This is a genomic window from Patescibacteria group bacterium (assembly GCA_041650895.1).
Lineage (GTDB): Bacteria > Patescibacteriota > Patescibacteriia > 2-01-FULL-39-33 > 2-01-FULL-39-33 > CAISTG01.
Genome location: JBAZKF010000001.1, coordinates 224,812 through 249,921, shown reverse-complemented (window position 1 = coordinate 249,921; position 25,110 = coordinate 224,812). Strand labels below are relative to the sequence as shown.

25 protein-coding genes are annotated in these 25,110 nt (G+C 43.2%); 11 read left to right on the top strand and 14 right to left on the bottom strand.

Annotation, left to right across the window (positions count from 1 at the left end):
- Positions 1-4: 4 nt before the first annotated feature.
- The 4 genes from WC473_01260 to xerA form a co-directional block, all read right to left on the bottom strand.
- Positions 5-259, bottom strand: coding sequence for a hypothetical protein (locus WC473_01260; protein ID MFA5124442.1), 255 nt, complete (start codon positions 257-259; stop codon positions 5-7).
- Between the two features lie 12 nt (positions 260-271).
- A complete protein-coding gene (locus WC473_01255) occupies positions 272-841 on the bottom strand; it encodes a hypothetical protein (GenBank protein MFA5124441.1) in 570 nt (189 codons plus the stop codon).
- Between the two features lie 100 nt (positions 842-941).
- Positions 942-2,468, bottom strand: coding sequence for an Asp-tRNA(Asn)/Glu-tRNA(Gln) amidotransferase subunit GatB (gatB, locus tag WC473_01250; GenBank protein MFA5124440.1), 1,527 nt, complete (start codon positions 2,466-2,468; stop codon positions 942-944).
- Positions 2,469-2,554: 86 nt separating this feature from the next.
- The gene (gene xerA / locus WC473_01245; GenBank protein ID MFA5124439.1) at positions 2,555-3,391 is read right to left on the bottom strand and encodes a site-specific tyrosine recombinase/integron integrase; all 837 of its coding nucleotides are present in this window, start codon (positions 3,389-3,391) and stop codon (positions 2,555-2,557) included.
- A gap of 196 nt (positions 3,392-3,587) precedes the next feature.
- Between xerA and WC473_01240 the strand changes: the two genes are divergently transcribed.
- The 4 genes from WC473_01240 to WC473_01225 all read left to right on the top strand — a co-directional run bounded on the left by WC473_01240 (position 3,588) and on the right by WC473_01225 (position 6,001).
- On the top strand, positions 3,588-3,869 hold the full coding sequence (locus tag WC473_01240) for a hypothetical protein (protein ID MFA5124438.1): 282 nt from the start codon (positions 3,588-3,590) through the stop codon (positions 3,867-3,869).
- Positions 3,870-4,267: 398 nt separating this feature from the next.
- On the top strand, positions 4,268-4,495 hold the full coding sequence (locus WC473_01235; protein ID MFA5124437.1) for a hypothetical protein: 228 nt from the start codon (positions 4,268-4,270) through the stop codon (positions 4,493-4,495).
- A gap of 419 nt (positions 4,496-4,914) precedes the next feature.
- Positions 4,915-5,577 (top strand): hypothetical protein, encoded by a 663-nt coding sequence (locus WC473_01230; GenBank protein ID MFA5124436.1) that lies wholly within the window; start codon positions 4,915-4,917, stop codon positions 5,575-5,577.
- A 262-nt stretch (positions 5,578-5,839) separates the two neighbouring features.
- Complete coding sequence (locus WC473_01225) at positions 5,840-6,001, top strand: hypothetical protein (protein MFA5124435.1); 162 nt, start codon at positions 5,840-5,842, stop codon at positions 5,999-6,001.
- Between the two features lie 206 nt (positions 6,002-6,207).
- On the opposite strand, the gene thyX is transcribed toward WC473_01225, so the two are convergent.
- The 10 genes from thyX to WC473_01175 all read right to left on the bottom strand — a co-directional run bounded on the left by thyX (position 6,208) and on the right by WC473_01175 (position 12,894).
- Positions 6,208-7,251, bottom strand: coding sequence for an FAD-dependent thymidylate synthase (thyX, locus tag WC473_01220; protein MFA5124434.1), 1,044 nt, complete (start codon positions 7,249-7,251; stop codon positions 6,208-6,210).
- Positions 7,252-7,253: 2 nt separating this feature from the next.
- The gene (tmk, locus tag WC473_01215) at positions 7,254-7,979 is read right to left on the bottom strand and encodes a dTMP kinase (protein ID MFA5124433.1); all 726 of its coding nucleotides are present in this window, start codon (positions 7,977-7,979) and stop codon (positions 7,254-7,256) included.
- A 154-nt stretch (positions 7,980-8,133) separates the two neighbouring features.
- Positions 8,134-8,703, bottom strand: a complete 570-nt coding sequence (locus tag WC473_01210; GenBank protein ID MFA5124432.1) for an AAA family ATPase — start codon at positions 8,701-8,703, stop codon at positions 8,134-8,136.
- Positions 8,704-8,877: 174 nt separating this feature from the next.
- Entirely contained in the window at positions 8,878-9,216 is a 339-nt protein-coding gene (locus WC473_01205; GenBank protein MFA5124431.1) for a hypothetical protein, read from the bottom strand.
- A 144-nt stretch (positions 9,217-9,360) separates the two neighbouring features.
- Positions 9,361-10,161 (bottom strand): hypothetical protein, encoded by an 801-nt coding sequence (locus WC473_01200; GenBank protein ID MFA5124430.1) that lies wholly within the window; start codon positions 10,159-10,161, stop codon positions 9,361-9,363.
- A gap of 167 nt (positions 10,162-10,328) precedes the next feature.
- Positions 10,329-11,027, bottom strand: coding sequence for a 50S ribosomal protein L1 (gene rplA, locus WC473_01195; GenBank protein MFA5124429.1), 699 nt, complete (start codon positions 11,025-11,027; stop codon positions 10,329-10,331).
- 80 nt (positions 11,028-11,107) lie between these two features.
- The gene (gene rplK / locus WC473_01190) at positions 11,108-11,533 is read right to left on the bottom strand and encodes a 50S ribosomal protein L11 (GenBank protein MFA5124428.1); all 426 of its coding nucleotides are present in this window, start codon (positions 11,531-11,533) and stop codon (positions 11,108-11,110) included.
- Positions 11,534-11,647: 114 nt separating this feature from the next.
- Complete coding sequence (gene nusG, locus WC473_01185; protein MFA5124427.1) at positions 11,648-12,193, bottom strand: transcription termination/antitermination protein NusG; 546 nt, start codon at positions 12,191-12,193, stop codon at positions 11,648-11,650.
- 125 nt (positions 12,194-12,318) lie between these two features.
- Positions 12,319-12,519: a preprotein translocase subunit SecE gene (secE, locus tag WC473_01180; protein ID MFA5124426.1), complete on the bottom strand. Its 201-nt coding sequence runs from the start codon at positions 12,517-12,519 to the stop codon at positions 12,319-12,321.
- 51 nt (positions 12,520-12,570) lie between these two features.
- Positions 12,571-12,894: a helix-turn-helix domain-containing protein gene (locus tag WC473_01175; protein MFA5124425.1), complete on the bottom strand. Its 324-nt coding sequence runs from the start codon at positions 12,892-12,894 to the stop codon at positions 12,571-12,573.
- Positions 12,895-13,394: 500 nt separating this feature from the next.
- On the opposite strand from WC473_01175, the gene WC473_01170 reads away from it, so the two are divergent.
- The 7 genes from WC473_01170 (at position 13,395) to WC473_01140 (ending at position 25,060) form a co-directional block, all read left to right on the top strand.
- Positions 13,395-13,946, top strand: a complete 552-nt coding sequence (locus WC473_01170) for an RNA polymerase sigma factor (GenBank protein MFA5124424.1) — start codon at positions 13,395-13,397, stop codon at positions 13,944-13,946.
- Position 13,947: 1 nt separating this feature from the next.
- Positions 13,948-15,132 (top strand): DUF5667 domain-containing protein, encoded by a 1,185-nt coding sequence (locus tag WC473_01165; GenBank protein MFA5124423.1) that lies wholly within the window; start codon positions 13,948-13,950, stop codon positions 15,130-15,132.
- A gap of 406 nt (positions 15,133-15,538) precedes the next feature.
- Positions 15,539-19,093, top strand: coding sequence for a hypothetical protein (locus WC473_01160; GenBank protein ID MFA5124422.1), 3,555 nt, complete (start codon positions 15,539-15,541; stop codon positions 19,091-19,093).
- Between the two features lie 190 nt (positions 19,094-19,283).
- Positions 19,284-20,048, top strand: a complete 765-nt coding sequence (locus WC473_01155) for a tetratricopeptide repeat protein (GenBank protein MFA5124421.1) — start codon at positions 19,284-19,286, stop codon at positions 20,046-20,048.
- Position 20,049: 1 nt separating this feature from the next.
- A complete protein-coding gene (locus WC473_01150) occupies positions 20,050-22,233 on the top strand; it encodes an O-antigen ligase family protein (protein ID MFA5124420.1) in 2,184 nt (727 codons plus the stop codon).
- Positions 22,234-22,376: 143 nt separating this feature from the next.
- Positions 22,377-23,594 (top strand): hypothetical protein, encoded by a 1,218-nt coding sequence (locus tag WC473_01145; protein ID MFA5124419.1) that lies wholly within the window; start codon positions 22,377-22,379, stop codon positions 23,592-23,594.
- 188 nt (positions 23,595-23,782) lie between these two features.
- The gene (locus WC473_01140) at positions 23,783-25,060 is read left to right on the top strand and encodes an ice-binding family protein (protein MFA5124418.1); all 1,278 of its coding nucleotides are present in this window, start codon (positions 23,783-23,785) and stop codon (positions 25,058-25,060) included.
- The last annotated feature ends 50 nt before the right edge of the window (positions 25,061-25,110 follow it).

Below are 25,110 nucleotides of genomic sequence, written 5' to 3'. Positions count from 1 at the left end.
GATTTTATTTCAGGCCGCCGTGACCGAAGGTTTTATTGATCCATTCTCTTAAGGGAGCTTCTTTATCCAGTTTTTTCCGTTCCGCTTGCTCCTTGACGGTCGGTTCAATATCGCCGGCAATGTCGGCAAGTTCCGCTCCGCGATCGCTCAAATCGCCGCCTTGGCGGGATTCGCGGATTTGGTCGGCTTGATCCAAGCTTTTATGATCAACTATCTCGGGAGAATATGGCCCCGAATCTCTTTTCATTGTTTCCGGCATATTATTATGAGGTTAAAATTTTGGTTTAAGCGAATTGGGTTTGCCGGAGGAAACAAACCCGCCACCGCCGGCCTTGCCGGACAGGGAGGATGTGACGCGACGGGAGCCGGTCAGGCTGGTGGCTCTTTCTTGTTGGCGTTGCAATAACGAAGGCTTTTCTCCGGCGTGCGGGCCGATGGCTTTTTGATTCAATGATGTTAGACCGGTTTTGCTTAGTTCTTCTTCCGACATCTCCAGAATATGTTCTCGCCTGACGCGGGCGATGCTTTGGGCTTTAACCCGTTCTTTGTTGAGATATTCTTTAACGGCAAAGGAGGGATTTTTCTCAAAGCCGTAGACGCCGGCTCGGTTAAGAACCGCAGCGATTTCTTTCATTTGCGAGACGGAGACCGGCTTGTCTTGGGTGATTATCTTGCCGATGGTTGGATCGTCGTAACCCGTGTTCCTTAAGGCTTCCTTGGTTTTCCATAAGACGGACTCGCCAACCGCCCGCCGGCTTTTGATGTTGGTTTGGTAAAGCTTGGAAAATTTTATTTCCTTGGGTGTGTATTTTTGCGCTTGGGATTGTTGGAGAAAAGGCACAGATTTAAATGATTTAAATTACGAGTTAAGATCCGTCAGCTGGCGGAACGAATTATTAATTCAAATTAATCTATATTCAGATTCCTCTGGATTTTAGGTTTTAGGACAGCTTATTCAGCAATAATTTGTTAATTATCGCCGGGTTGGCCTTGCCTTTGGCTTCGCGCATCACTTGGCCGACTAAGAATTTGAAAGAGGCTTCTTTGCCCGCTTTAAAATCTTCTACCGCCTTGGGATTGCCGGCGATAATTTTTTCTACGATCGTTTCAATTTCCCCGGCGTCTTCCATTTGGCCTAAGTTTTTTTCTTCCATAATATCCGACGGATCTTTGCCTGTAGCGAACATTTCTTCCAATATTTGTTGGGCGGCCAGATTATTGACTTTAGAAATATAAATCAGGGACAGGAATTCGGCGAAGTTTTCCGGCGTAATTTTGCAGTCCTTGATGGCGGTTTTGTGTTCATTAAGATGTTTGAACAAGTGAGTAACCAGCCAATTGCCCACTAACTTGGAGATTTTTTTGCCTTCGCGTTCCCTGATTTCTTCAGCTGTGCCCTCAACTTCTGGCACGCTATCCAGCCATTCAATCATTTCCGAAATGACTTTTTCGGTGTAGGCGGCCAAGGTTTTGTCGGCGATAATAATGCCGGCAACTTCCGGATCAAATTGGTATTCGGCCACGAAACGCTTGAGTTTGGCTTGAGGCAATTCCGGCAAGGTGGCGCGCAACAGGGAAATTTTGTCTTCGCTGATTTGTAGCGGCGGCAGATCCGGTTCGGGGAAATAGCGGTAGTCGGCCGCGGTTTCCTTGACTCGCTGGCTGAAAGTCTCTTGTTTGGCCTCGTCCCAACCGCGGGTCTCTTGCACCAGTTTTTCGCCGGCGTCAATCGCTTTGGTCTGGCGGCGGATTTCAAATTCAATCGCCCGTTCCAGTGAGCGGAAGGAGTTGATATTTTTGAGTTCCACTTTGGGATTCAGTTGGTAATCCAGCAGTGGTTTGACTTCATTATTGATGATTTCAAATTTGCCGTCTTCCTGCAGTGATACGTTGGCTTCACAGCGCATTTGGCCTTTTTCCATCTCCGCCTCGGAGATTTCCAAGTAACGCAAGATTTGCTGGTAGAGTTGGCAGAATTCCTTGGCCTCCTTGGCACTATCAATGACCGGTCCGGTGACCAGTTCAATCAGGGGAGTGCCGGCGCGCGACAAATCAACCAAGGTGCCGGAAGAGGTGTGGGAGAGTTTGCCCGTGTCTTCCTCTAAGTGGATGCGCACAATAGAAACTTCTTTATTGCCGACCTGCAAGTGGCCATCATAAGTCAGGGGCAGATCGTATTGGGAGATTTGGTAGCCCTTAGGCAGGTCCGGATAAAAATAGTTTTTGCGGTCAAACTTGGTGAAATTATTGATTTTGCAATTCAAAGCCAGGCCGACCAAAATCGTCCAATCAATGGCTTGATGGTTGGCTACCGGCAACATACCCGGATGTCCCAGGCAAATGGGGCAAATGTTTTCGTTGGGTCTATCCTGCAACTTATAGCCATTGGCGCAGGTGCAGAACATCTTGGTTTTGGTGTTGAGTTCGGCGTGGATTTCCATGCCGATGACCGGTACGTATTTAGTCATAATTAAAGACGGAAGTTAATGGTTTTATTTCTTGTATCATACGGTTTTTAGCCGAAAAAATCAAGTCTGATCAAGTCTGATCATGCTCAGAGGGGACTTTTAATGTTGCTTATCATTGATCTGGCAACATGAGTATAAATCTGCGTGGTTTTTATGTTGGAATGACCGAGCAACTCTTGGATATATCTTATATCGGTGCCATTTTCTAGTAAATGGGTAGCGAACGAATGCCTTAGAGTGTGTGGCGATATTTTCCTGTTTATTCCCGCCTTTTTAGCCGATTGATCTACTATTTTTTGTATGCTGGCTTCAGTCAGATGACTGCCTCGGCCATTAGTGAATAAAAAGTCAGTAGAAAGTTTTATTTTGCATTGCGCAGATAAAATGCTTTTTAATGATTCCGGTAAAACCGTATAACGATCCTTCTTGCCCTTGCCTTGGTATATCCGCAGGCTCATTCTCTCTAAATCAATATCTTTTATTCTAATTCTGACTACTTCTCCCACCCTTAGGCCGGAACCGTATAGTAGGGCGACGATGCAGTGATGTTTGGGGTTGCTTAGGGAATTTAACATTTTAAGGATCTCAGTCCTGCTTAAAACCTCTGGCAAATGTTTTTCTTTTTTGGCACGAGGAATGGCAACAAAAAATTTCCGAAACATGATTTTTTCAAAATACATTTTTAAGGCGCTATAAGCACAATTCATGGTTGAGGCTGAAATTCCGGAATCAGACATGTTTTCCAAATATTCCCTTATATCTGAGCTGTTTATCTGCCTGATTTGTTTTTTTGACTTATTTAAGAAGTCAGTGATATAATAGAGATAACTTTTTATCGTTTTATGGCTAAAATTACGCAATTTCATTTCTTGACGCAACTTTACAAGCGGATCCTGACTAGGATAGTGTTGATTTGTTTCCATACCCCTCTTATGGATTAAAGTTTATTAATTTATTTTAGCTTTTTTTAAGTAAATAATCAAAAAGTTGGTTTATAACCTGTTATGTGAAATAGCCAGAAATTTCTTTATTATTTTTTAAGTTTTTTTGGTAATTTATTTCGGCGGTCGGCATAACTTATGTATAATATAAACAGTTAAATATTTAACCAACATTACTATGATTGAAAAAGGACCAAGTTTAGATTCAGAAGCTGCTCGCAAGAGACAAGCTTCTGAGCATGGCTTACCAGAAGACGCTACCTGGGATCAGATTAGAGATGTAGATTCAGAAGCTGCTCGCAAGAGACAAGCTTCTGAGCATGGCTTACCAGAAGACGCTACCTGGGATCAGATTAGAGATGTAGATTCAGAAGCTGCTCGCAAGAGACAAGCTTCTGAGCGTGGCTTACCAGAAGACGCTACCTGGGGTCAGATTAGCAGTCACGACTCTAAGAAATAAATTGCCAAAAAAATACATTAAGGAAGAAGAACTTTCTGGCTACGTCACATAACAGTGTGTATCTGGTTACGGAAAATTGGCGTTAATTAAATCCTTAAGGAATGCCAATTTTCCTCCGCCCAAATTTTTATCCCTTATCAAGATGAGGGTTTGGGTGGAGTTGGTATTAAAAGCGTATACCTGATAATCAAAATTATTCCGTTAAAGTCGGGATAAAAACTTCAGATACACGCAAGCGTTCAGCGACATCGCTTCGCTCGTCGCTGAATGAGCCGCGCTTACAGCGTTGTCGTCTCGTCGCTTTGCGACATCGCCGAACAACGCTTATACAAAATGCCCTTCGCTCGCTCGCGCGGCTCATTAGGTGATATAACTAATTAATTAGTAATTTTATACCTATGGAAAACAAAAGTGGGCTTGAAACAAGACCATTAGATGATAAAATTAGAAAATCAGTCGACCATTTTAGAAAATTAAAAAGTAAACACATAGTAGATGCTGAAACTTTTCAAAAAATAATAGACACCATCGAAGCATGCGCTAAGGGAGAAAAAGAAGGGGAATGGCCCCCAGAAGACTACCAACAACTTTTAGAAGGATTAAAAGCGGCAGGTATAATTGAATAACAAATTATTATTACGTCACCTAACACGGTTTAAGCGCAATTGCTTCTAGGCTCGTATGATTTGTTCGGCTTCTGTCTTGTTCTACAAAATGAGTTGACGCAACTGCGCCTAAACCGATATGTTTTCAGCGACATCGCTTCGCTCGTCGCTGAATGAGCCGCGCTTACAGCGTTGTTGTCTCGTCGCTTTGCGACATCGCCGAACAACGCTTATACAAAATGCCCTTCGCTCGCTCGCGCGGCTCGGGCACATTGTATAAGCGCGGCTCATTCATCCAACGAAATAAATTTTTTATCTTGGTGAAAATTTAGAGTTTTGTGAGATAAACAGGGACAGAAAATTTTATTTTTTTAATTAATTAGAGAGGGTAATAATGGGTTTTTCTATTTTTAGGGAGCAGAAAAACTAATATAAATTATATGAACATGGAATACAAATTTGCTTATAAAAATGAAGAAGCGCCAGAGGAAATTCTTCAGCCAATTACTCCTGAAGAGAGAGGGATATGGGAAGAAATTCAAGGTGCGGATAAGCCCATCCAGAATATACTCAAGAGACTTAACAGAATAATGCAAACAAAGTTTCCAAATACGGATATAATAACCATAGACTCCTGTTCTGGACACGTAAAGCAAGATGGTTCAATTGCATACAAAGCCGTTCTCCCGGAATTTAAGGAAAATAAGCGCCCAAAAAATCCATCTCTAACATTTTCTGCGCCACGGGAGAAAGTTTCCGAAGTAGAAAATAATGAAATTGTACAATTCTTAGAAGATGTGTTGTTGAAATCAGTCAATAAAACAAACGGATTTTTTAAAAAGGAAGTAGTTTTATTTGAAAAAGTACATTCACGAGAGGGTACAATTTATGGCGATGAAAATACTGAACCTAAAGATGTGCGTACTTTTTCATGCCGGGTTTCCTTATTGGAAAACGAAAGAGCTTTTGATGTTTTACAAGAATTTTGGAAAAATTTTAGAGATTTACTCAGTGAATACGACAGCATAAAAATGAATGAATCATATGATAAGGAAGATTATTATCCTGATGAACCGGCAGATGGTTTAGTATGGCCAGAATGATAAGGAGTTTTGAAAGATGTAATTCACTCCCAGCCCCTCTTCCATTTTTCAAAACAAAAAAATCAAATACAATAATAAAAAGCCCACCAAAAAACTAATAATAAGGATAAATCTTTCAAAAATACGCAAGCCCTGCGGGTCGCCTAACACGGCATATCCGGTTCCGCTTCGTTACACCCAAATTACTAAGCAACTTCGGATGATGCCGATACATTCAGCGAAATTCGGTCTTTAACTTTAAAAAATAATTTAACATATTATTATGAGCAAGACAATAAAAATTACATTAATAATTATCGGCATCCTGTTGTTATTAAATGGACTGCTAAATATTATTGATGATGGGACAGTTTTAGCTTATGATATTGCTTCTATTTTGTCTGGAATAGGATTTATTATTGTCAGTTTATCTAAAAAGGCATAAAACCGGATTTTTTTTAAAATTTAACTAATCATTGATTATGATTAAAAGAAAAGTTATTGTCGGTCCTAAAGTCCTGAAATTAATCGAAGACAGTTGAAGATAGCGTCTAAAAAAACCCCAAGAGGATTCTTTAACAGGCCCAATAGCTGGGTTTTTTTGTGTCTAAAAAACCGTCGATGGCGATCGACGGTTGGTTAAAGTGCTGATTATCCTAAGAATTTTTCATATAGGTTTTGGGCTTCGGGTATGGCCGCAAATAATTGTTTCTGGAATTCTCCTATCACGCCACGGATTTCCCATTGGGCATGGGAGTCCAAACGCAATTTGAACACCCGAAACCATTGCTCCAAATTTCCAGCCATGCAGATTTCCGAAGCTACGGCGTTGGGCAACATAAAGCGGGCGTCTTCTTTGAGTTTTTTGCCCGTTAATCCGGTTTGTTCCATTAGATTAAGCAGTTTTTGGTACATGGAATTGCTTTCTTTTAATTGCGACAGATACAGCTCAGCCAACTTAGCTTCTTCGATGGATGGCGGTACGATGAAATATTCGTTTTCAATAAAGCCTCTCTCATCGCAATAACGTTGCGATTCTTGCGCGAAGGACGAGCGACGATGGCGGACAAGCTGATGGGTAAAGGCGCGGGAGCCGACAAAGCGGGCGGCCGCCCAGTAATGTTTGATTTTTTCCTCATCAGTCAGAGCAACTCCGGAAAGATTATAGAAGCCGTCTTCGGCACAACTCTCATACCAATAATCATGTTCCTGTTGGCTGGGGTAAAGCTCCTTGGCTTCAGCCGCTATCCAGCCCTCAATAATTTTCGGATAGTGCTTAGCCAGAAACAAATAAATAATTGAGTTCTCATTATAATCCAAACTCAAAGGAATGGATCGGAAGATGTCACGGAATGATCGGAAATTACCGCTGATTAAAAATGATTCTTCTGCTCCCGTCACAATAACATGAGCATTTGACTTGAGGACATCAATCAGCCATCGTTGGAGATTGGGTAAGTTCTTTTGGTGGAATTTGAAAGTCAGCCAAGAGAATTCTATCATGGCCTCATGGCCGCTTTTGATCAAGGCGCCCACAAAGCGTTGGGCAGAGTCGGCGGTAATCTTAGCTTGCGATTTGTAGCAGGTTCGGCCGGCCAGTTCTACCAACTTCAGTTGGTCAATCGGTTGTCCGGTCGCATCCAGTATTTCCGGTCCGGCGGTTTTTACGGCTAAGAGTTCAACCGTGTTTTTCATTTTTATGCTCCTTGGTTTTTGCCGATTAAGGCAGCCAATTGTTGTTTTATCCGTTCAAACACTTCTTCTTTGGTGCCGGTGCCGTCAATTACTTTGATCCGTTCGGGTTCTTGCCGGGCGATTTGTCCGTACATATTCCTGACTCGTTCAAAAAAATCCTTTCCGTATTTCCGTTCAAAAAAGGCCAGTTTGTCGGGATGCTCTTTAGCCAGTCGTTCTTCCATCGTTTCAATTGGAATATCAATGAATAATGTCAGGTCGGGATTAGCGCCTTGCAGGGCAAAGCGGTTGGCGTCGGAAATGAATTTGACTGTCGCTGGATCGCCATTGGCATGCCCGCCGCCTTGATAGGCGACAGAGGAATCGCCTAAGCGATCGCATAAGACTATTTTGCCTTCTACTAGAGCCGGTTTGACGGCTTTTGCCATAAATTCGGCCCGACTGGCCAAAAATAAAAACAGTTCGCAAGCCATGGTGCGGGAAAAATCTTGGTTTTTCGCCGGGGCGGTGTCTGCAGTGTAATCGGCATGGTCGGCAAATTCCTGGTTAATGGCATGGATGGTTTCTTTTGGATTCTTCAATAGTTTCCGAATAGCCTCGCCGTAAAGTGTGCCACCCGGTTCGCGCATAATTGCCAAATTCAAACCAAGGTCACGCAAATAAGCGGCGGTTTTTTTAATTTGTACGCCCTTGCCGGCGCACTCAATGCCCTCAAAAGAAATAATCATATTTTTCCTTTCCGGTTTCGTCCAAGTTATTAATCAGGACGATTTTGCCTTAGTTTTGCGGTTAAAGTCGCGTTGTTAAAGTGCTAAATTGTTGGATAAATTTAGCACATAAATAAGGTTAAGTCAAAATCATCAGTGATGGCGATGATGCTCCTTATTTTTTGATGTCTTTCATCAGCTGTTCAATCTGTCGGAATAGTTCTTGCTTGGTGCCGTTGTTGTCAAGCTGGAATTTTGCCCGTTTGGCGATTCGCCTGATTTGCTGTTGAAGCGGAACCCGCGAGTCGCTAAGGAATTGCCGCCAGGTTTTGGTTCTGTCGTCGGCGTTCTGCCGGCGTTTTTTTAAACGGGCGAAGCGGGTTTTGGTATCGCAGTCAACGCTGACCAAATAGAATTCCGGCAGGGTTTTGAGATAAACCATATCTGATTCCAGGCGGATATTGGGCAGAACCACCAATTTTGATTTAGTTTGTTTGACCTCAGCGTAAATAACGCGCGAAAGCAGATCCTGGCCGAAGGCTTGTCGTAAGCTTATGCCCAAGTCGTCCATGTTTTTTCGATTTATCGGCAGGTATAGCCGATTCAGAATATCGCGCAATGGCTGGGAAAAGCTGACTGTTTGGGAATGGTAATTTTTTTTCAAGTAGTCGGCTACGGTGTCTTTGCCGGCGGCGATTTCTCCAATCAGTCCCAGCACGATTTTAGCGGTTTTTTGTTTTGGCATAGTTAATTGTTATGCGGATTCGTTTTATTATTCATTAATTGATAGTCAAGTCAGCCATGGCCATGATATATTTGTTATTTTAGCAGAAAGATCGCTTTTCCCGCAACTCCCTGATTTTTTTGAAAAATAAAACCCCCGATTAAAAATCGGGGAGTGTGCCGGTGGTATCCTTTGTCAGATTTCAATCTGGTTGTATGGCTCAAGATTCAACAAAAGAAGAATCGCCTTCAGAAGGATTTCCATTTTTTTCTGATCGGGATAGCGGCAACTGACGACCAGCTCGTTATACAGTTTGCCCCGTCTAATCCAATAATCGTTGCCGGTCCCGATTTGGAATTTTCCTTCCGTTAAGTTCTCAAATAGTTGGCCGTCGGCGGTCAAGATTCTGGCGATTCTTTCGCAATACACTCGGTAGTCTCTGGGCATAAAATTTGGGTTGACGCAGAATCGGAAGCCGAAATGATTCCACGACGGAACATAAGGTTCTTTTTCTTCATTTGCCTCGTCCGCCATTGTTTCTCTCCTTGTCGTTTCGGTTTTAAATTTCCAGTTAACTTGTTGGCTTATTATAGCGCCAGTTATTGAGTTTGTCAAGAGGGTTACTTTTTGAACAAAAAACTCCCCGAACATTTCGAGGAGGAGAAAAAGAGCAAGGCGTTACCGGATTTCCAATCTGAGCCAGCGGTGAGCGACAATCTGGCGATTGAACTCATAAATCGCCAAGCCGGCCATGGCGCCGATAGCGGGACTGCCCAGGACAAAGCCGGCGGTGGCGCCAATGGCGGAGTCTACCAGACACAGGACCCGGTTTCTGGTGTGGATGTAAAGAAACGACAAAACGATGATTTTTTTCGCCAGAGTCGCCAGAACAACCAGCGAATAGGCTATCTCGCGCAGTATGTTGGGGATCAGGCGCGGCAAGTTTCTAACCAGATGCAATAGATTGGCCTTCTTATGAAAGCCTTTAATGCCTAATAGCACATTTTCAGGCGAAGGTTCTTTGCTGAAGAAAAAATTCAGCCCTGAAAAAAACATTAAATTTACGAATGCCGTTATAACGATAGACAACAAAAATATTTCAGATTCTGGTATCGGCATCGTTTTTGAGAAATAGGAAAATGGCAGAATAATACATAAGTTGAGAAGATTAAAAAAGACAAAGGCGATTGTAGCCAGGCTGAATGACAGGCTTAGCATGTAAAGCAATATTTGAAAAATGATTTTAGTCCGTTTTTTGCGTGTCGAAAAATAAGCTCCGGTATTTCTCCGCGCCAACCGCAAGCCCTCAGCCAAGGCCGGCAAGTCGGAGATCAGGTAAGACAGCAGTCCGCCGACAATAATGCCCAGTGGCCAAAGCGCAAAGCCGATAGCCAGCCGGGAATTGATTTCCAGCGCCAAAAGCGCGCCCAGGAAAGATCCGGAAATAACCGCCAGTATGGATTGCCAATGTCTATTCAACTTTTTACCCTTTCGTCTGTTGTTGGTTGAATTGTTAACGTTCTATTAACTAACTTAATATATTAGCAAATTAATTATAATTTGTCAATAGTTTGGCCGTTGAATATAAAAACCGCTTTAAAAAGCGGTTTTTATATTATATATCGGTTTTTGGTCGCGCAATTTGTTTATTGTAAATTAACCTTGATGCCGGGGCCCATAGCTGTGGAAAGAGTCACGCTTTTGATAAAAGTGCCTTTGGCGGCGGCGGGTTTGGCTTTACTAAGGGCGTCTATGAAGGCCTGATAGTTTTCTGCCAGCTGAGCGGTTTCAAACGAGGAACGGCCGATAGCCACATGAATGTTGCCGCTGTCGTCGTTTTTGAAAGTAACCTTGCCCTTTTTCAAGTTGATTACAGCTTCGGCCACATTATTGGTAACGGTGCCATCCTTAGGATTAGGCATCAGGCCCTTGGGTCCAAGAATTTTAGCGATCGGTGCCAAAAGTTTCATGGCTTCAGGTGTAGCCACCAGAACATCAAAGTTGATTTTTCCGGTTTTGATTTCGTTAACCAGATCTTGATCGCCGGACAGGTCGGCTCCGGAAGTTTTGGCAGCTTTGATTTGATCGCCGTTAGTGGAAATAACAGCCACTTTAATTGATTTGCCGGTGCCGTTAGGCAGAGCGGCTGAACTTCTGACCTGCTGTTCGGTTTTTTTGGGGTTGATTCCCAGGTTGACATGGACTTCCACTGACGCGTCAAATTTGACGGTTGAGGTTTTTTTGGCCAACTCAACGGCTTCGCTGATGGGGTAGGACTTTTTGGTGTCTACCAGTTCCTTAGCCGCCAAAAATCTTTTGGATGGCTTGTGATCTACTTTTTTCATAATTTTATTTTGTGGTTCTAACGAGCAAACATTGCTCTCCCACTTATTTAGTTATTATTTTTGACTGGAAATTATCGGTTTTAATCTACGACTTCCACGCCCATTTGTTTGCAGGTGCCTTCAATGGTTTTCATGGCAGCTTCAACACTGGTAGTATTTAAATCAGGCAGTTTCTTTTCGGCCACTTCGCGGATTTGTTTTTTGGTGATTTTGCCGACTTTCTCCTTAAGGGATTTGCCGGAACCTTTTTCCAGGCCGATGGCTTTTTTGATTAAAGCGGAAGCTGGAGCGATTTTCAGGATGAAATCATAGGAGCGGTCTTCATAAACCGTGATTTCTACCGGAGTGATTTCACCTTGGCGATCTTGGCTGGCCGCGTTGAATCTTTGGCAGAATTCGGCGATATTAAGGCCGTGCTGGCCCAAAGCCGGGCCGACCGGAGGCGCTGGATTGGCTGCCCCGCCGGGGATTTGCAGTTTGATGATTGTCTTGATCTTTTTAGCCATAAATTTAAGTTCGTAAAGCTCGCGATTAAGTCGCGAACTAGACCCCTTTGCTTGTCCAACCCGAGTCGGACGAGAGTCGCCTCTTGCAAGAGTATCGTTTATTTATATTAATTATTAAATTTTCTTAATTTGCAAAAAGTCCAATTCTACCGGCGTTTCGCGTCCGAACATATTGATCATGACTTTGATCTTGCCTCTGGTCTCGTCTATTTCCTCAACTTTTCCTTCCATATTCTTGAATGGTCCGTCCACAATTCTGACCGGGTCGCCGGCGGCGATATCAATTTGGAATTCCGGTTCGTTAACACCCATGCGTTTCTGCAGGGACTTGACTTCCTCTTCGGAGACGGGAGTCGGGGTGTTGCCGGAGCCGACAAAGCCGGTAACGTGCGGCGTGTTGCGCACCACATACCAGGAATCATCGGTAACAATCATCTCCACCAGCACGTAGCCGGGGTAGATTTTTTCTTCCACGATTTTTCTTTTGCCGTTTTTGATGCGGATTTTTTTCTCTTTGGGGATTATGACATTGAAGATTTTGTCTTCCATGTCCATGGATTCAATACGCTGTTTGAGGTTGTGCTCCACGGCTTCCTCCAGACCGGAGTAGGTGTGGATGACATACCAGCGTCTGCCAAGTTGCAATGTTTGTTTGGCCATAAATTTAATTTGTAAAGTTATAAGCAGAAAGCCCAAAGTTAGTGGTATTGATTCGTAGTAATCTCAATAACCTCATAGGGCTTTACAGACTCGGACTTTACTGACTTAATGTGCTATTTAGTGAATTATTTAACAAAATTAATCAGATTTTCCAGTCCTACTGTCAGAAGAAAATCCACCAGGCCCAAAAACAGGGCTACGGCCAGAGAAATCCCAATCACCAGAATAGTGTGCTGTTTTATTTCTTTTTTGGTCGGCCAAGTGACATTTTTCATCTCGGCATAGGAATCTTTCAAATATTTAGCTGTATTTTCGGTGAAAGACATAATTTTTGTAATTTAAAACCCCCATTCGGGGGAGCTTTATTTGTAGCTGTATTATATAGTATTGGGCTGGGTGTTGTCAAGTGATTCCCCGCTCTTTTTTTTGGCTAAGTTTTCCGGGTTAGGGGAGTAAAGCTTATTTTTTATTCTCCATTGTCCGACAAATTGGCCGATACCGTCGTTTTCTAGTTTATGTTGAAGTTTGGGCCGACTTTGCGACCATTTTAGCAAGGATTCAAAATTGATCTTATATACGCCGCGAACAACTATATAAAGCACCTCGCTATTGGCGATGGCGCGGCGAACGGTTTTTTCATTGACGCCAAATAAATTGGCTGCTTGGGATATCGTTACCCTTACCGGCGCTTTTTCCGCCATAAATTATGTAAATTTAGCAAATTACTATTGTTTATTCTTATTTTTGTGGACCTTTTTTTGTGGTTTATTGTCCGGACATGTCTGGACAAATCTTACCATGGCGGGGGACTAATGTCAAAAGAACCAAATGATTGGCTTAATCTTGGTTTAGTTTAAGTCATTACCGGGATCACCTGTGGATAACATTATAATAAAAAATAGTTAGAAGTCTTTCTACCTACTTGCCAGGTTAGGTTAAATGGTGCTATAATTTATGCATTCTTACTCAACTTAGCGGTCAGGGTAAGTCAAATAAAATAGTAAAATAGCTAAAATAAGCGATTTAATTGAAATCGCGAGTTTTTAGTGTTCGGCTATCACTGAGGTAAAAATTTATGTTTTGCTTCGTAAAGTTTTTGTTTATTTATTTAAATTTGGCTAAAATTAAACAAATAAATTAGTATTTATATTAAATTAACAGATTTAAGTGTAACACTTAGCCATTTTTTACGTCTAATAAGATGAAGAACCCCATTGCTGACAAAATATTGTTTTTACGGGTGAAGAACAAGGATCACGAGGCCTATGGCAGGTTTTACAACCTTTATGTTGAACGAATTTATCGGTTTATTTATTTTAAGGTCAGTTCAGTTGATGATGCTAAAGACCTGACTTCTGAAGTTTTTCTGAAACTTTGGCAGTACATCAAGGATGGTAAGCCGATTCATAATTTGAACGCCCTGACCTACATGATTGCGCGCAACTGCGTAGTGGATTTCTACCGCGCGCGCGCCCGTCGCGACGAGAACGAAGAAAAAGTCGCTGATGAGCACATTACTATTATTGATGATGAAAGCGACATTTTGATTCAAAAAATCAAAGATGCGGAACTGGCCGAGGTGCTGGCGACCTTAAAAAAGCTCAAGGATGAATATCGCGAAGTTATCGTCCTGAGATACTTAGATGAATTGTCCATTAAGGAAATTTCCAAAATTTTAGATAAATCTCCCGGTTCAATACGGGTTCTGCTCTATCGGGCGCTCAATGCCATTAAGTCAACGCTTAAACAATAGTGTGTCCCACAAAAATCTCATCAAACAATTGAATAAAATTAAGAACCTCGAAGCCGTAGGACGGCCCGAGGCTTCTTGGATTTCCGATAGCCGTGAGATTTTGATGCATCAGATTAATCCGCAGGGCAAGTCTGTGGAATATTCTACAATCAAATATTATGCCGAATTTTTTTCCTCCACCTTGCAACAGAAGCTTTTACGGCCGGCCTTAATCGCTTTATTAGTGGTTAGCACTTTTTTTACTTATTCCGCTTTCACTTTAGCCGCCAAGGCGTCTTTGCCCGGCGAAGCTTTGTACCCCGTTAAGGTTTTTGGTGAAAAAATCCAGTTAGTTGCGGCTATCGGCAATGAGGCCAAAGTCAAGTTACAGCTGGACTTTGTCTCTCGCCGCGGCGATGAATTGCAACAAATTGCCCGTCAGCCGGAAGATGCTAAAGCCAAATCCGCCAAAATTTCCCAAACAGTTAAGCAGATTACCGAGGATGTTAAGGATATTCAAGATAAAGTGGAAAAAATAGCCATTTCTTCTTCAGCTACTTCTGTTATCAGCACTGCTAAGGTTGTTGATGATAAAACCCTGAAAGTGGAGAAAGATATTGTTGATGCGCATACTGTCTTGTCCACGGAGGTAAAGAAAGATGTAGCTAAAGATGTCAAGGAAGCGATAGCTACCACCGAAGAAGCCGGCACTAAGGCGCTTTTAATGATGGTGGCCAAATCCGAAGAAAAACAAGTTAAGGACAATAATCAAGCTGTTCCCACTAAGGAAATCGCCGCTCGCGTGCAAGAAAGAATCAGGAATACCGAAGCTGCGGTGGAAGTTGCCGCTGGCGAAGTTAATAAAATGGCTACCGGCACCCCGGCCATTCTTAATTTAGTTGTTTTATCCAGTGATGGCACTAATAGAATCAGTGGTGTTTCCAGTACCGAAGCCAATACTACTACCACCCTGAAAGCCGCGGTTCAGGATGTGACCGAAAAACCCAAGCAGGCTCAAGAGGTGATTGAACAGGCCAAGCAGATGTTGGATAAGAATGACGTCATTTCCGCTTTGCAAAAGATAGTAGAAAGCAAGAATATTGCCGCTGACGCCTTAGAAAAGGCGCCACTGATTAGCGATAAGATCAAAACCGAGACAACCAGTTCCACTATCCCGGCTGTTACCACGACTTCGGCGGTCAGGTAATTGAAAATTAAGAAAATTAAAACGTTGCGTCCAGAGCAGACGCTTCGCCTTTAGCGAAACATCTGCCTTGTCCGCAATAAGCGTACGAGAATTTACAATTAAAACTTTAAGGGGTTTGAGGGCTAACTTTGCTGTCGCAAAGGTTTCGGCCTTCGGGATTCCATAATTTTATCGGCAAAGGTCGTTGAGGCAACCGCCCAGCTTATAAAATTATCGGTTTAATCCGTTGCTGGAAAAAGCTGCCTGTAGAGACGCCGCGATTGCGGCGGCTCCTAAGGCGCTTGTCGCCAGCGGAGATGCGACAATCTCGCGTCTTTACATCGGTTGCTGTTTTCAATCTCAACGGATAATCCCCAGTGTTCCGCCTTGAACTGATGAAGTTTTAATCTAACTATTAACACAAACTATGAAAAAGTTTTTAACTTATTCTGTAGTCGTAGCCACTATTGCTTGGTCTATGGGTATCAGCGCCGTTTTACCGGCCGCTGCCGCTTATACTCCAGCTAACGGCGATCTGATCAAGACCGCTACTTATCCGGCTGTGTACTACGTCACGGGTGGCCAAAAGTATCTTTTTGTCAACCGTGTAACCTATACGACTTGGGCTAATGATGTTGGCGATGCTAACAATAACTTTGCCGGTCTAAAGGTTGTTTCCCAATCTGAGTTTGACGCTTTGCCATTAGGTGGCAATGTCACTGCCAGATCTGGCGTCAGCTTAATCAAATTCGATAACTCGGGTTTAGTTTATGCTGTCACTCCTGGAGCTAAACTGTGCAAGTTGGTTGATAGCGCCGCCCAGACCGCTTTATACGGTTCTGCCGCTCCTATCATTATCCAGTCCTCTTTTGAGGCCAACTATACTAAGGATGCCTCTTGCGACCTGACCGCTACTTCTAAGTATCCCGATGGTTCTTTAATCAAGACCTCCGGCGATGCCTCAGTTTATTACATTGAAGGTGGAATGAAGCGCTTGGTTTCTTCCGATGGCTTTACTGCCAACAATATGAAATCCAGCTGGGTCAAGACTGTCAGCGACGTCAGTGGCTATGCTACCGGTTCCGCTTTGACCATCAAGGAAGCCGCTGTTTCTGCAGTTGTTTCCGGAGCTTCCGCCCCCATTGTGACTTTGGGCGCCTTGGGCGTATCCTTAGCCGCCAACAACCCAGTTTCAGCCACTATCGTGTCTGATACGGTTAATACCAGCCAATCCTTAGTGCCGATGATTGCTGTCAATTTGACTGCTTCATCTGCCGGCGATGTCAAGGTCACCGGCATGCAGTTCACTCGCACCGGAATTTCCAATGACACCGACGTCTCAAATTCTTACCTTTTTGAAGGCAACACCAAGTTGGTTGAGGGCGGTTCTATTGCTTCCAAAGTCTTGACTTTCAATTATGCCAGTGGAATTGTTACTATTCCGGCCGGTCAGACCAAAACTATTTGGTTGAAAGTTGATACCACTATTGCTACCGGAGCTGGTAAGAGCATCGGCTTTAATTTGACCGGTGTTACTTCCAACGCCACCTCTGTTTCCGGCACTCCTTTGACCGGTAATTTGATGAGCACTGCCTCTGTCACTGACATGGGCTATGTGGTCATTAGTTCCGGTGATGTTCCGACTGCCGCTTCTACCGTCAACTCCAACGAAACTGATTTTGAGGTTTATAAAGTCATCTTGACTGCCACTGATCAGGATATGCAGTTGGAAGGCTTAAGACTCACTGAAATCGGTTCAATCGGTAAGGACGATTTACAGAACATCAAGTTGAATTATGGCGGAACCACTTTGGCTACTGCCAGCTTCAACGACAATATGGAAGTTTATTTTGATTTATCTGCCGCTCCTTTCCAGATTGCCAAAGGCAATTCCAAGACTTTGTCTATCAGAGCTGATATTGTCAAGGGTTCTACCAGAACTTTCAAGTTCTCCATTCAATACGCCTCTGATATCGTTGTTAAGGACAAAGGATATGGCGTTTATACCCAATCCTTTAAGAGCGGAGTTACCACTTGGAGCGCTGTTACCAGCGCGGCTAGCACTTATTGCTACACCATCAATTCTGGTACTCTGACTTTAGCTAAGGATGCCACTTCTCCTTCCGGTACTATTGCTGGTAACTCCACCAACGTTAAGTTGGCTACCTACAAACTTACCGCCACCGGAGAAGATGTCAAAATTAAGAGCATGAATGTTTTGGGAACCGCTACCGGCAACGGAGCCGGTTTGCAGAATGGTAAAATTTATTATGATGGCGTGCAGGTTGGTTCTACCAAGAACTTGACTGCTTCCACCACCGTTAACTTCACTTTCGGCTCTAGCTTTATTGTTCCTGCCGGAACTTCTAAGTTAATGGACATCTATGCTGATGTTAAGACTACTGATGGTACTGCTATTACTACCGGTACCGTTAAGGTCGCCGCATCTTCCTCTGATGCCCAGGGCGTTATCTCTTTGACCGCCGTTACCTTGGCTTCTCAAGATGGTAACACTTTGACTGTTGGCGCTGTTTCTTCCATTACCATGGCCAAATATGCCGCTTATGGCAATCAGACCATGCCATCCCCGACCTCTCAAGCTAAAATTGGTTCCTTCTCTATCGCCGCTTCGGCCAGCGAAGGTGTCAATATTGATAACATTTATGTTTATGGAGCCACTTCCGGCGCCATGTCTAACATGAATTTGAAGGTTGGTTCAACTATCATCGGTTCTAAGTCTGCCTTCTCCGCCAGCAATGCTACCACTACCATTTCGGTTAATGGTAAATTGAATTTAGCGCAAGGCGAGACCAAAATCGTTGATATCTATGCTGATATCGCTTCCAACTTGAATGCCCAGACCTTAACCTTAAGTGTTGATTCCGACGGTACTACGCCGAACACCAACACTTCTGCCACCGGTGTCGGCCATAGCTTGCAAGCGATTACTATTGGTGCCGGCTCTCTGACTTTGGATACTAATGGTTCCAAACCGGATTCCGTCATTATCGTGGCTGGTGCCACCACTGCTGTTAGCGCCTTCACTATGTTGGCCGCTAATGATTCTTACACCATTACTAACTTGACCGTTTCTTCTACCAACACTACTGCTGTTAGATCTATCGGCGCAGTTGTTTTGGAATATAAGAATGAGGCTGGTGAAACCAAGACTGCTTCTGGTTACTTGAGCGCTGCCGGATTGGCACTGTTTAATAACTTAAGCATCTGGGTGCCGAATGGTGTTGGTGCGACTGTTACCATTAAGGCTATGGTGGCTGATGCTACCGGTGCCAAATCTGGCGATATCATCCGTTTGAATTTGAACCCGTCTGATGGCACTGCTACCACCTTCTCGGCGGTCAGCAAGTCAACTGGTTCTGTCATTTATGCCTATACCGGTTCTTCCGGTGTTACTGGCAACCAGATGATTGTCAGAAGAACCAAGCCGACTGTTTCTCTAATTTCCTTGCCTTCAACTGTTTTAGCTGATGGTACTGTGACTCTCGCGAGATTCAGCATCGCAGCTGACGCTGCCGGCGATGTTACTTGGAGAGGAATTTACTTCTCTTATACTACCAGTACTGATATCGATATTACCGATAGCACTATTTACTTGTATAAGGATGGCGATTCTACTAAGTTGAATGCCACTGGTTTGAGCCCTGTTGCCGGTAAGACTGTTAGCTTAGTGACCGACATAGAGCAAACCATTTCTAAGGGTACTTCCCAGGCTTACGTCTTAAAGGCTGATATTACCGGTTCTGCCGCTAATACTTCCGTTACGACTAAGATTACTGGCACCCCGGATACTGCTGGAACAAGCACTGCTTATAGCAATTATTTTGCGGCAGAAACAATGCTCCGCTGGTCCGATCGTTCCGGTTCGTCTGATGATGGCGTCCATACTGCCACTTCCGATGATTGGTGCGATTCCAACTATGTTAAGACCTTGCCGTCTGATTCTCAGACCTTATCCAGATAGTTTCTATCTGTTAAGTTAAGAGTTATCAGTCAGGCAATCTGACATAAAATACCGCCTGCCCCTCGGGGCAGGCGGTATTGTTTTTGTTGTTGTTATTTGCTATAATAAAGCCGTAATATTGTCTCAATTTTTTTCATCTGTCATTCTTGCATAGGCGGGAACTCAGATTATAAATATTATTAAATTTTTTATGTCCAACTCAAAAACAATCATTAAAGTTATTGCCACAGTTTTAGTAATTTTGATTTTGGTCGGCGGTTATTATGTTGTTACTAATCGCGATAGCCTATTCAATTCAAAAACAGGGGATCAACCCAGCCAGTCTGGTTTGAATTTGGAGGAAATCAAGAATGATTTTGTTAATCGGGAAAGAAAATCTGCTTCCGGCGTGGTGCCACCTCAAGAGATTACCGATCGTTATAATGCCTTAATCGCCAAATCTCGGCAAGCCATTGTTGATGGTCAGCCGTCCAGTTCAGAAAACTCCGATTTGTCCTGGGATTATCTAATTATAGCCAATAGCCAGGCGATTTTAGGCCAATACGACGAAGCGGAACAAACATATCTTAAAGCCATAGAGGCGTTTCCTGATAATTATCGCGCCAATATGAATCTGGGTGATTTGTATATTCTGATGGAATTGCCGCAGAGCGCCGCTGTAAAATTTTACGATACCATCAATCTTTATCCTAAGGACGCCATGATTTATACCAAGCTGGCCGATTTGTATTTCAAGTATTCCAAGGCGCCGGAGAAAACCCAGGATATTTATGAATTGGGTTGGAAAAATTCCGACGATGACCGGTTATTATTGAATTATTATCTGGTTTATTTAGAGACACAGAAAAAGGATGCTATTAAGTATGAGGAGATTAAGCGTGAATATGAAAAGGTTCTTGGCAGTAAAATGGAACAGCAAGAACAGCAGTTGGAACAGACTATTGAATTAAAATAATATGGACTGGCAAAAGATTACAAAGAATATTTTGCTTTGGGGATTGCTGGTCACTCTTTGGACGCCGTTGGTCTTTTATAATCAAGCAATTTTTCCTTATATCGCTCCTAAAAATTTCTTTTTTCGCTTAGCGATGACGGTTCTGACTGGTTTGCTGGCTATTTATATTATGCAAAAAAAGAAAATTAATTTTTTGAATCATAAGATCTTTCTGGCCTGGCTGATTTTTTTGTTGGTTAATTTGGTCGCCTCTGTTTTGGCTATCAATCCTCGTTTGGCATTCTTTGGCAGTTTTGAACGCATGGGCGGTTGGTTTACTTTATTTTTTTTGACTCTGTTTTTCTGGGCGATTATTAATGTCTTGGAAACCAAGAGTGATTGGTTGAAGTTTTTACGTTCATCACTGATTTGTTCGGCGGTTGTAGCGGTTTACGCTTTGGTTGTTAGATTTAATCCCGATTTTCCGGCTACTTGGCCGCATAATGGCGCTACTTTGGGCAATATTGATTTTTTGGGCGCCTATTTGATGCTTAATATTTTCTTGGGTTTGATTTTGTTTTACTTGGAAAAAAATAAAAATTGGCAAGTTGCTTATGGGGCAATTTTGATTATAAATATAGCCGTACTGCTTCTAAACGCCGCCAGGGCAGGTATCTTGGGGTTAGCTTTCGGCTTGTTGATTTTAGGTATTTTCGTGTTTATCAGGGCGGAGAAGAGGATAAAATACGGGCTATTGGCCGGACTGATAGTCCTAATTTTGTTTGCCGGCGTTGTTTATCAGCAGAGGGATGCTAATTGGGTTAAGGGCACGCCGTTTTTATATCGCTTCGCTCAGATTTCTACTAGCGATATCAGTACTGCTAATCGTTTGCATGTTTGGCAGGTTTCTTGGCAAGCGTTTTTGGGTCGACCTATTTTGGGTTATGGGCCGGAGAACGCTATTTATGGCATTAACAAGCATTACGACCCCAGGATATCGGAAATGTGGTTTGACCGCGCTCATAATTTTGTTTTTGACATTTTGTTGACTAGCGGTATTATCGGTTTGCTGTCATATTTATTCATTTTTGGCTTGGCGGGTTGGCTGTTGTTTAAGAATTTAAAAAATAATTATTATTTGTCCGCCGTCATTATTAGCTCCTTAGCCGGTTTTTTAATCAGCAATCTTTTTAACTTTGACACTATCGGCACCTGGCTGCCGCTTTTGGCGATTTTGGCTTTTGCTGGCCATTGGGCTAAGAAAGAGGCCAGCGAGAATGATTTGCCAAAATTTTTGATTAAGTATGATTTTGCCGTCGCCGGAATAATAATATTTATTTTGGTTTTGATTGGTTATTTTACGGCCTTAAAGCCGGCTTACGCCGGATATTTAGGCGCCTGGTCAACAGCCTACGCCGATGTCTCGCCGGAGAAGGCGATTGATTATCTGAACAGGGCCATCGCCTTGGACACTTACGGCAATCGTGAATTAGTTTTGCAACTCTCGGAATTGGATCGCCAAATTAATGAGTCAAGCGAATTTGATTCAATCAAAAAGAAAGAATATTTTGAGCTTTCTGAAAAGGCTCTTTTGGATTATTTGAAAACCGATCCGCATAATGTCCAAGCCAAAGTATTTTTGTCTCTGCTTTATCAAAGTTATGCCCAAGAGAATTCCTTTTATACCGGTGAATCAATTGAGATTATGAAAGGCGCTCTTGGCGACTCGTCGCAAAAGAAGGAAATTTACAATATTTTGGCCCAAGGCTATTATTTGGAAGGTGATCTTGACCAAGCTATAGAAAACTTAAAGATTTCTCTGTCCGTCAATAATTGGGATGAAGATCAGTATCTTAATTTGATTAATATTTTATCGCAAAAGAAAGATTTGGTGGAAATGGACAAGTATATCCAGGAGTTTTTGGTCACCATTAAGAACATCACTCCCGACGGTTATCGTCGTTTAGGGCAGTATTATTTTAATATTGGCAATGTAGCCGAAGCTGAGAGGGTGGTTCGTGATTTGGCTATTCCGGCTGATCTGGATTATCTACCGACCAGGATATCTTTGGCGTCTATTTATGAATTCCGCGGAGAATATGACCGGGCCATGGATTATGCCAGGGAAATGATCCAGCTTCACTCTGAGTGGACGGACACACTTAATGATTATATTAGATATTTAGAAGACAAGAAAAAGCAGTAAATTTAGGGTAAATTAATAATTTTGTTTATCTAAAGTTATCCACAGTGGTCTTTTATTCTTAGTTTAAAAGTGCTATTCTTTATATAGATCTGCAATTTACATTTATAAACTTTCGCTATTTGGCGAAAGTAAAAGATAAAAATATGGAAGGTATAAAAATCAGCCGGTTTTTAATGCTGGCTAGAACATCAGCCGTGCTAATCGCGGTTGTTTTCGCCATTGGTTTTATGGCCAATGATGCGTCGGCGACGGCGCCTCCGGTTCCGACCGGTCTATACATTTCTGTCACCTCAACCAATTATTTGACTTTCAGTTGGTCGGGAGGAACAGCTGATAGCTCCACGGTTTATATTCTTGCCACTTCAACCGATGGTGTAACATTTGTTACATCCACTCAGGCAACATCTACTCCGGCGGGAAGCGGTCTTGGCAATAATGCCAGTTCCACTTGGTCCGGCTTAACTGCCAATACCCAATATTGGTTTAGGGTGGCTGCCGGAGATGGTGTAGCGACCTCAACTTATGTTTCTGTTAATGGTTATACATTGGCTACGGCTCCTACAACCGCCCCCACCGCTAATGTCACCGGCCCATCCATAATTGCAGTATCGTGGTCCGATGTGGGCGCAACCAGTTATTATGCGGAGAATATTACCGCAGGAACCAATTCCGGTTGGACTGCCGGATTAGTATGGTCTTCCACCGGTTTATCATGTAATACGTCTTATAGTTTTAGAGTTAAGGGTAAAAATGCGGAAGGGGAGGTTACCGACTGGTCTGACACCGGGATTGCTACGGTTACTTGTGGTAGTGGTACTGAAAATTCTACGCCAGCTACTCCCGCCGTACCAGCCACCCCCGCCACTCCGGCCACGCCCGAAGTTGAAACCCCGGCTACTCCCGCCGCTCCCGCCGCTCCGGCGTCAGTCGTCGTCAGTAATACCCCTGGTTCAATCATAAAAGTCAATGCCAGTGACCGTCCGGCTGTTTATTATGTTGTTGATGGCAAGAAATATTTATTCGTTAATCGTGCCACCTATACGACTTGGAGCTCCGACGCCGGTGATAGCGCCAATAACTTTGCTACCCTTATCCTAGTTTCTCAAGCGGAATTTGATGCTATTCCTACTGGTGGAAATCTAATCGCCAAACCGGGCAGTTTGATTAAGTTTGATAACAGTCCGATAATTTATGCCGTTGCTACGAGAGGCAATCTTTACCAATTGGCTGATTCAGCCGCTCAGACCGCGCTTTACGGCTCAGCCGTTCCCGCGATTATCCAAGCTGGCTTCAGAGAGGGTTATTATGACCACGGCAATGCTGTTGGCACCTTGACCGCCAGTTCGCAGAAACCTGATTAATTTTTATTTAAAGTAATTCTATAAAACTCCCGCCTTATTCTGGGTGGGAGTTTTTGTTTACAGGGATTGACGAGGTAGTTTACTTTTAGTATTAGTGGTATACTTAAAGTAATCAATAATAGGGGAGAATCAAACTCTAAGTTTAAAAAGGATTTTTTGAATAGCTATAAACAATTAATATAATTACTATGAAAACATTAAAAATACTCTCAACGGCTATGCTTATGGCCGTTACGGTTAGTCTGGCGGGGCCCATTACCGTATTCGCAGCCGGTCCGGAAATCGTGGATCTCGGTTCAGCTGGTGATTATGCAATTTTGGCAAAAACCGGTATCTCAACTACCGGGTCAACTGCGGTTGTCGGTGATATTGGGGTAAGTCCAATCGCCGCAAGTGCTATAACTGGGTTTGCCTTAACTTTGCCTGCGGCGGGGGCATTTTCCACTTCAGCTTTAGTAACGGGAAAAGTCTACGCGTCGGATTATGCAGAGCCAACCCCCGCTAATTTGACCACGGCGATAGATGACATGCAAAACGCGTTTACCGGTAATATAGGACGATTGTCTAATTTTATTGATCTATTAACCGGAAATATTGGTGGGCAGATATTTGCACCTAATATTTATAAATGGACTACTGACGTGAGAATACCGGCGGATCTTACTTTATCCGGCGGTGCGGAAGATGTTTGGATTTTTTTGATTACGAGAAATCTTACTATTGATTCTGGTGTAAAAATTATCTTAACTGGTGGAGCGCAAGCAAACAACGTGTTTTGGGTAGTTGGAGGACAAACGACTATTGAAACGAATGCTGTTTTTAACGGAAATATTTTGGATCAAACGGCGATTGTTTTGAAAAACGGCGCAACATTAAACGGCCGAGCCTTAGCTCAGACCGCAGTAACTTTGGATTCTAATACTATTACTAAGGCATCCTCAGTATCAGAAATTCCTATTGAGCCCGCCACTCCGGCCACGCCCGAAGTTGAAACCCCGGCTACTCCCGCCGCTCCCGCCGCTCCGGCGTCAGTCGTCGTCAGTAATACCCCTGGTTCAATCATAAAAGTCAATGCCAGTGACCGTCCGGCTGTTTATTATGTTGTTGATGGCAAGAAATATTTATTCGTTAATCGTGCCACCTATACGACTTGGAGCTCCGACGCCGGTGATAGCGCCAATAACTTTGCTACCCTTATCCTAGTTTCTCAAGCGGAATTTGATGCTATTCCTACTGGTGGAAATCTAATCGCCAAACCGGGCAGTTTGATTAAGTTTGATAACAGTCCGATAATTTATGCCGTTGCTACGAGAGGCAATCTTTACCAATTGGCTGATTCAGCCGCTCAGACCGCGCTTTACGGCTCAGCCGTTCCCGCGATTATCCAAGCTGGCTTCAGAGAGGGTTATTATGACCACGGCAATGCTGTTGGCACCTTGACCGCCAGTTCGCAGAAACCTGATTAATTTTTATTTAAAGTAATTCTATAAAACTCCCGCCTTATTCTGGGTGGGAG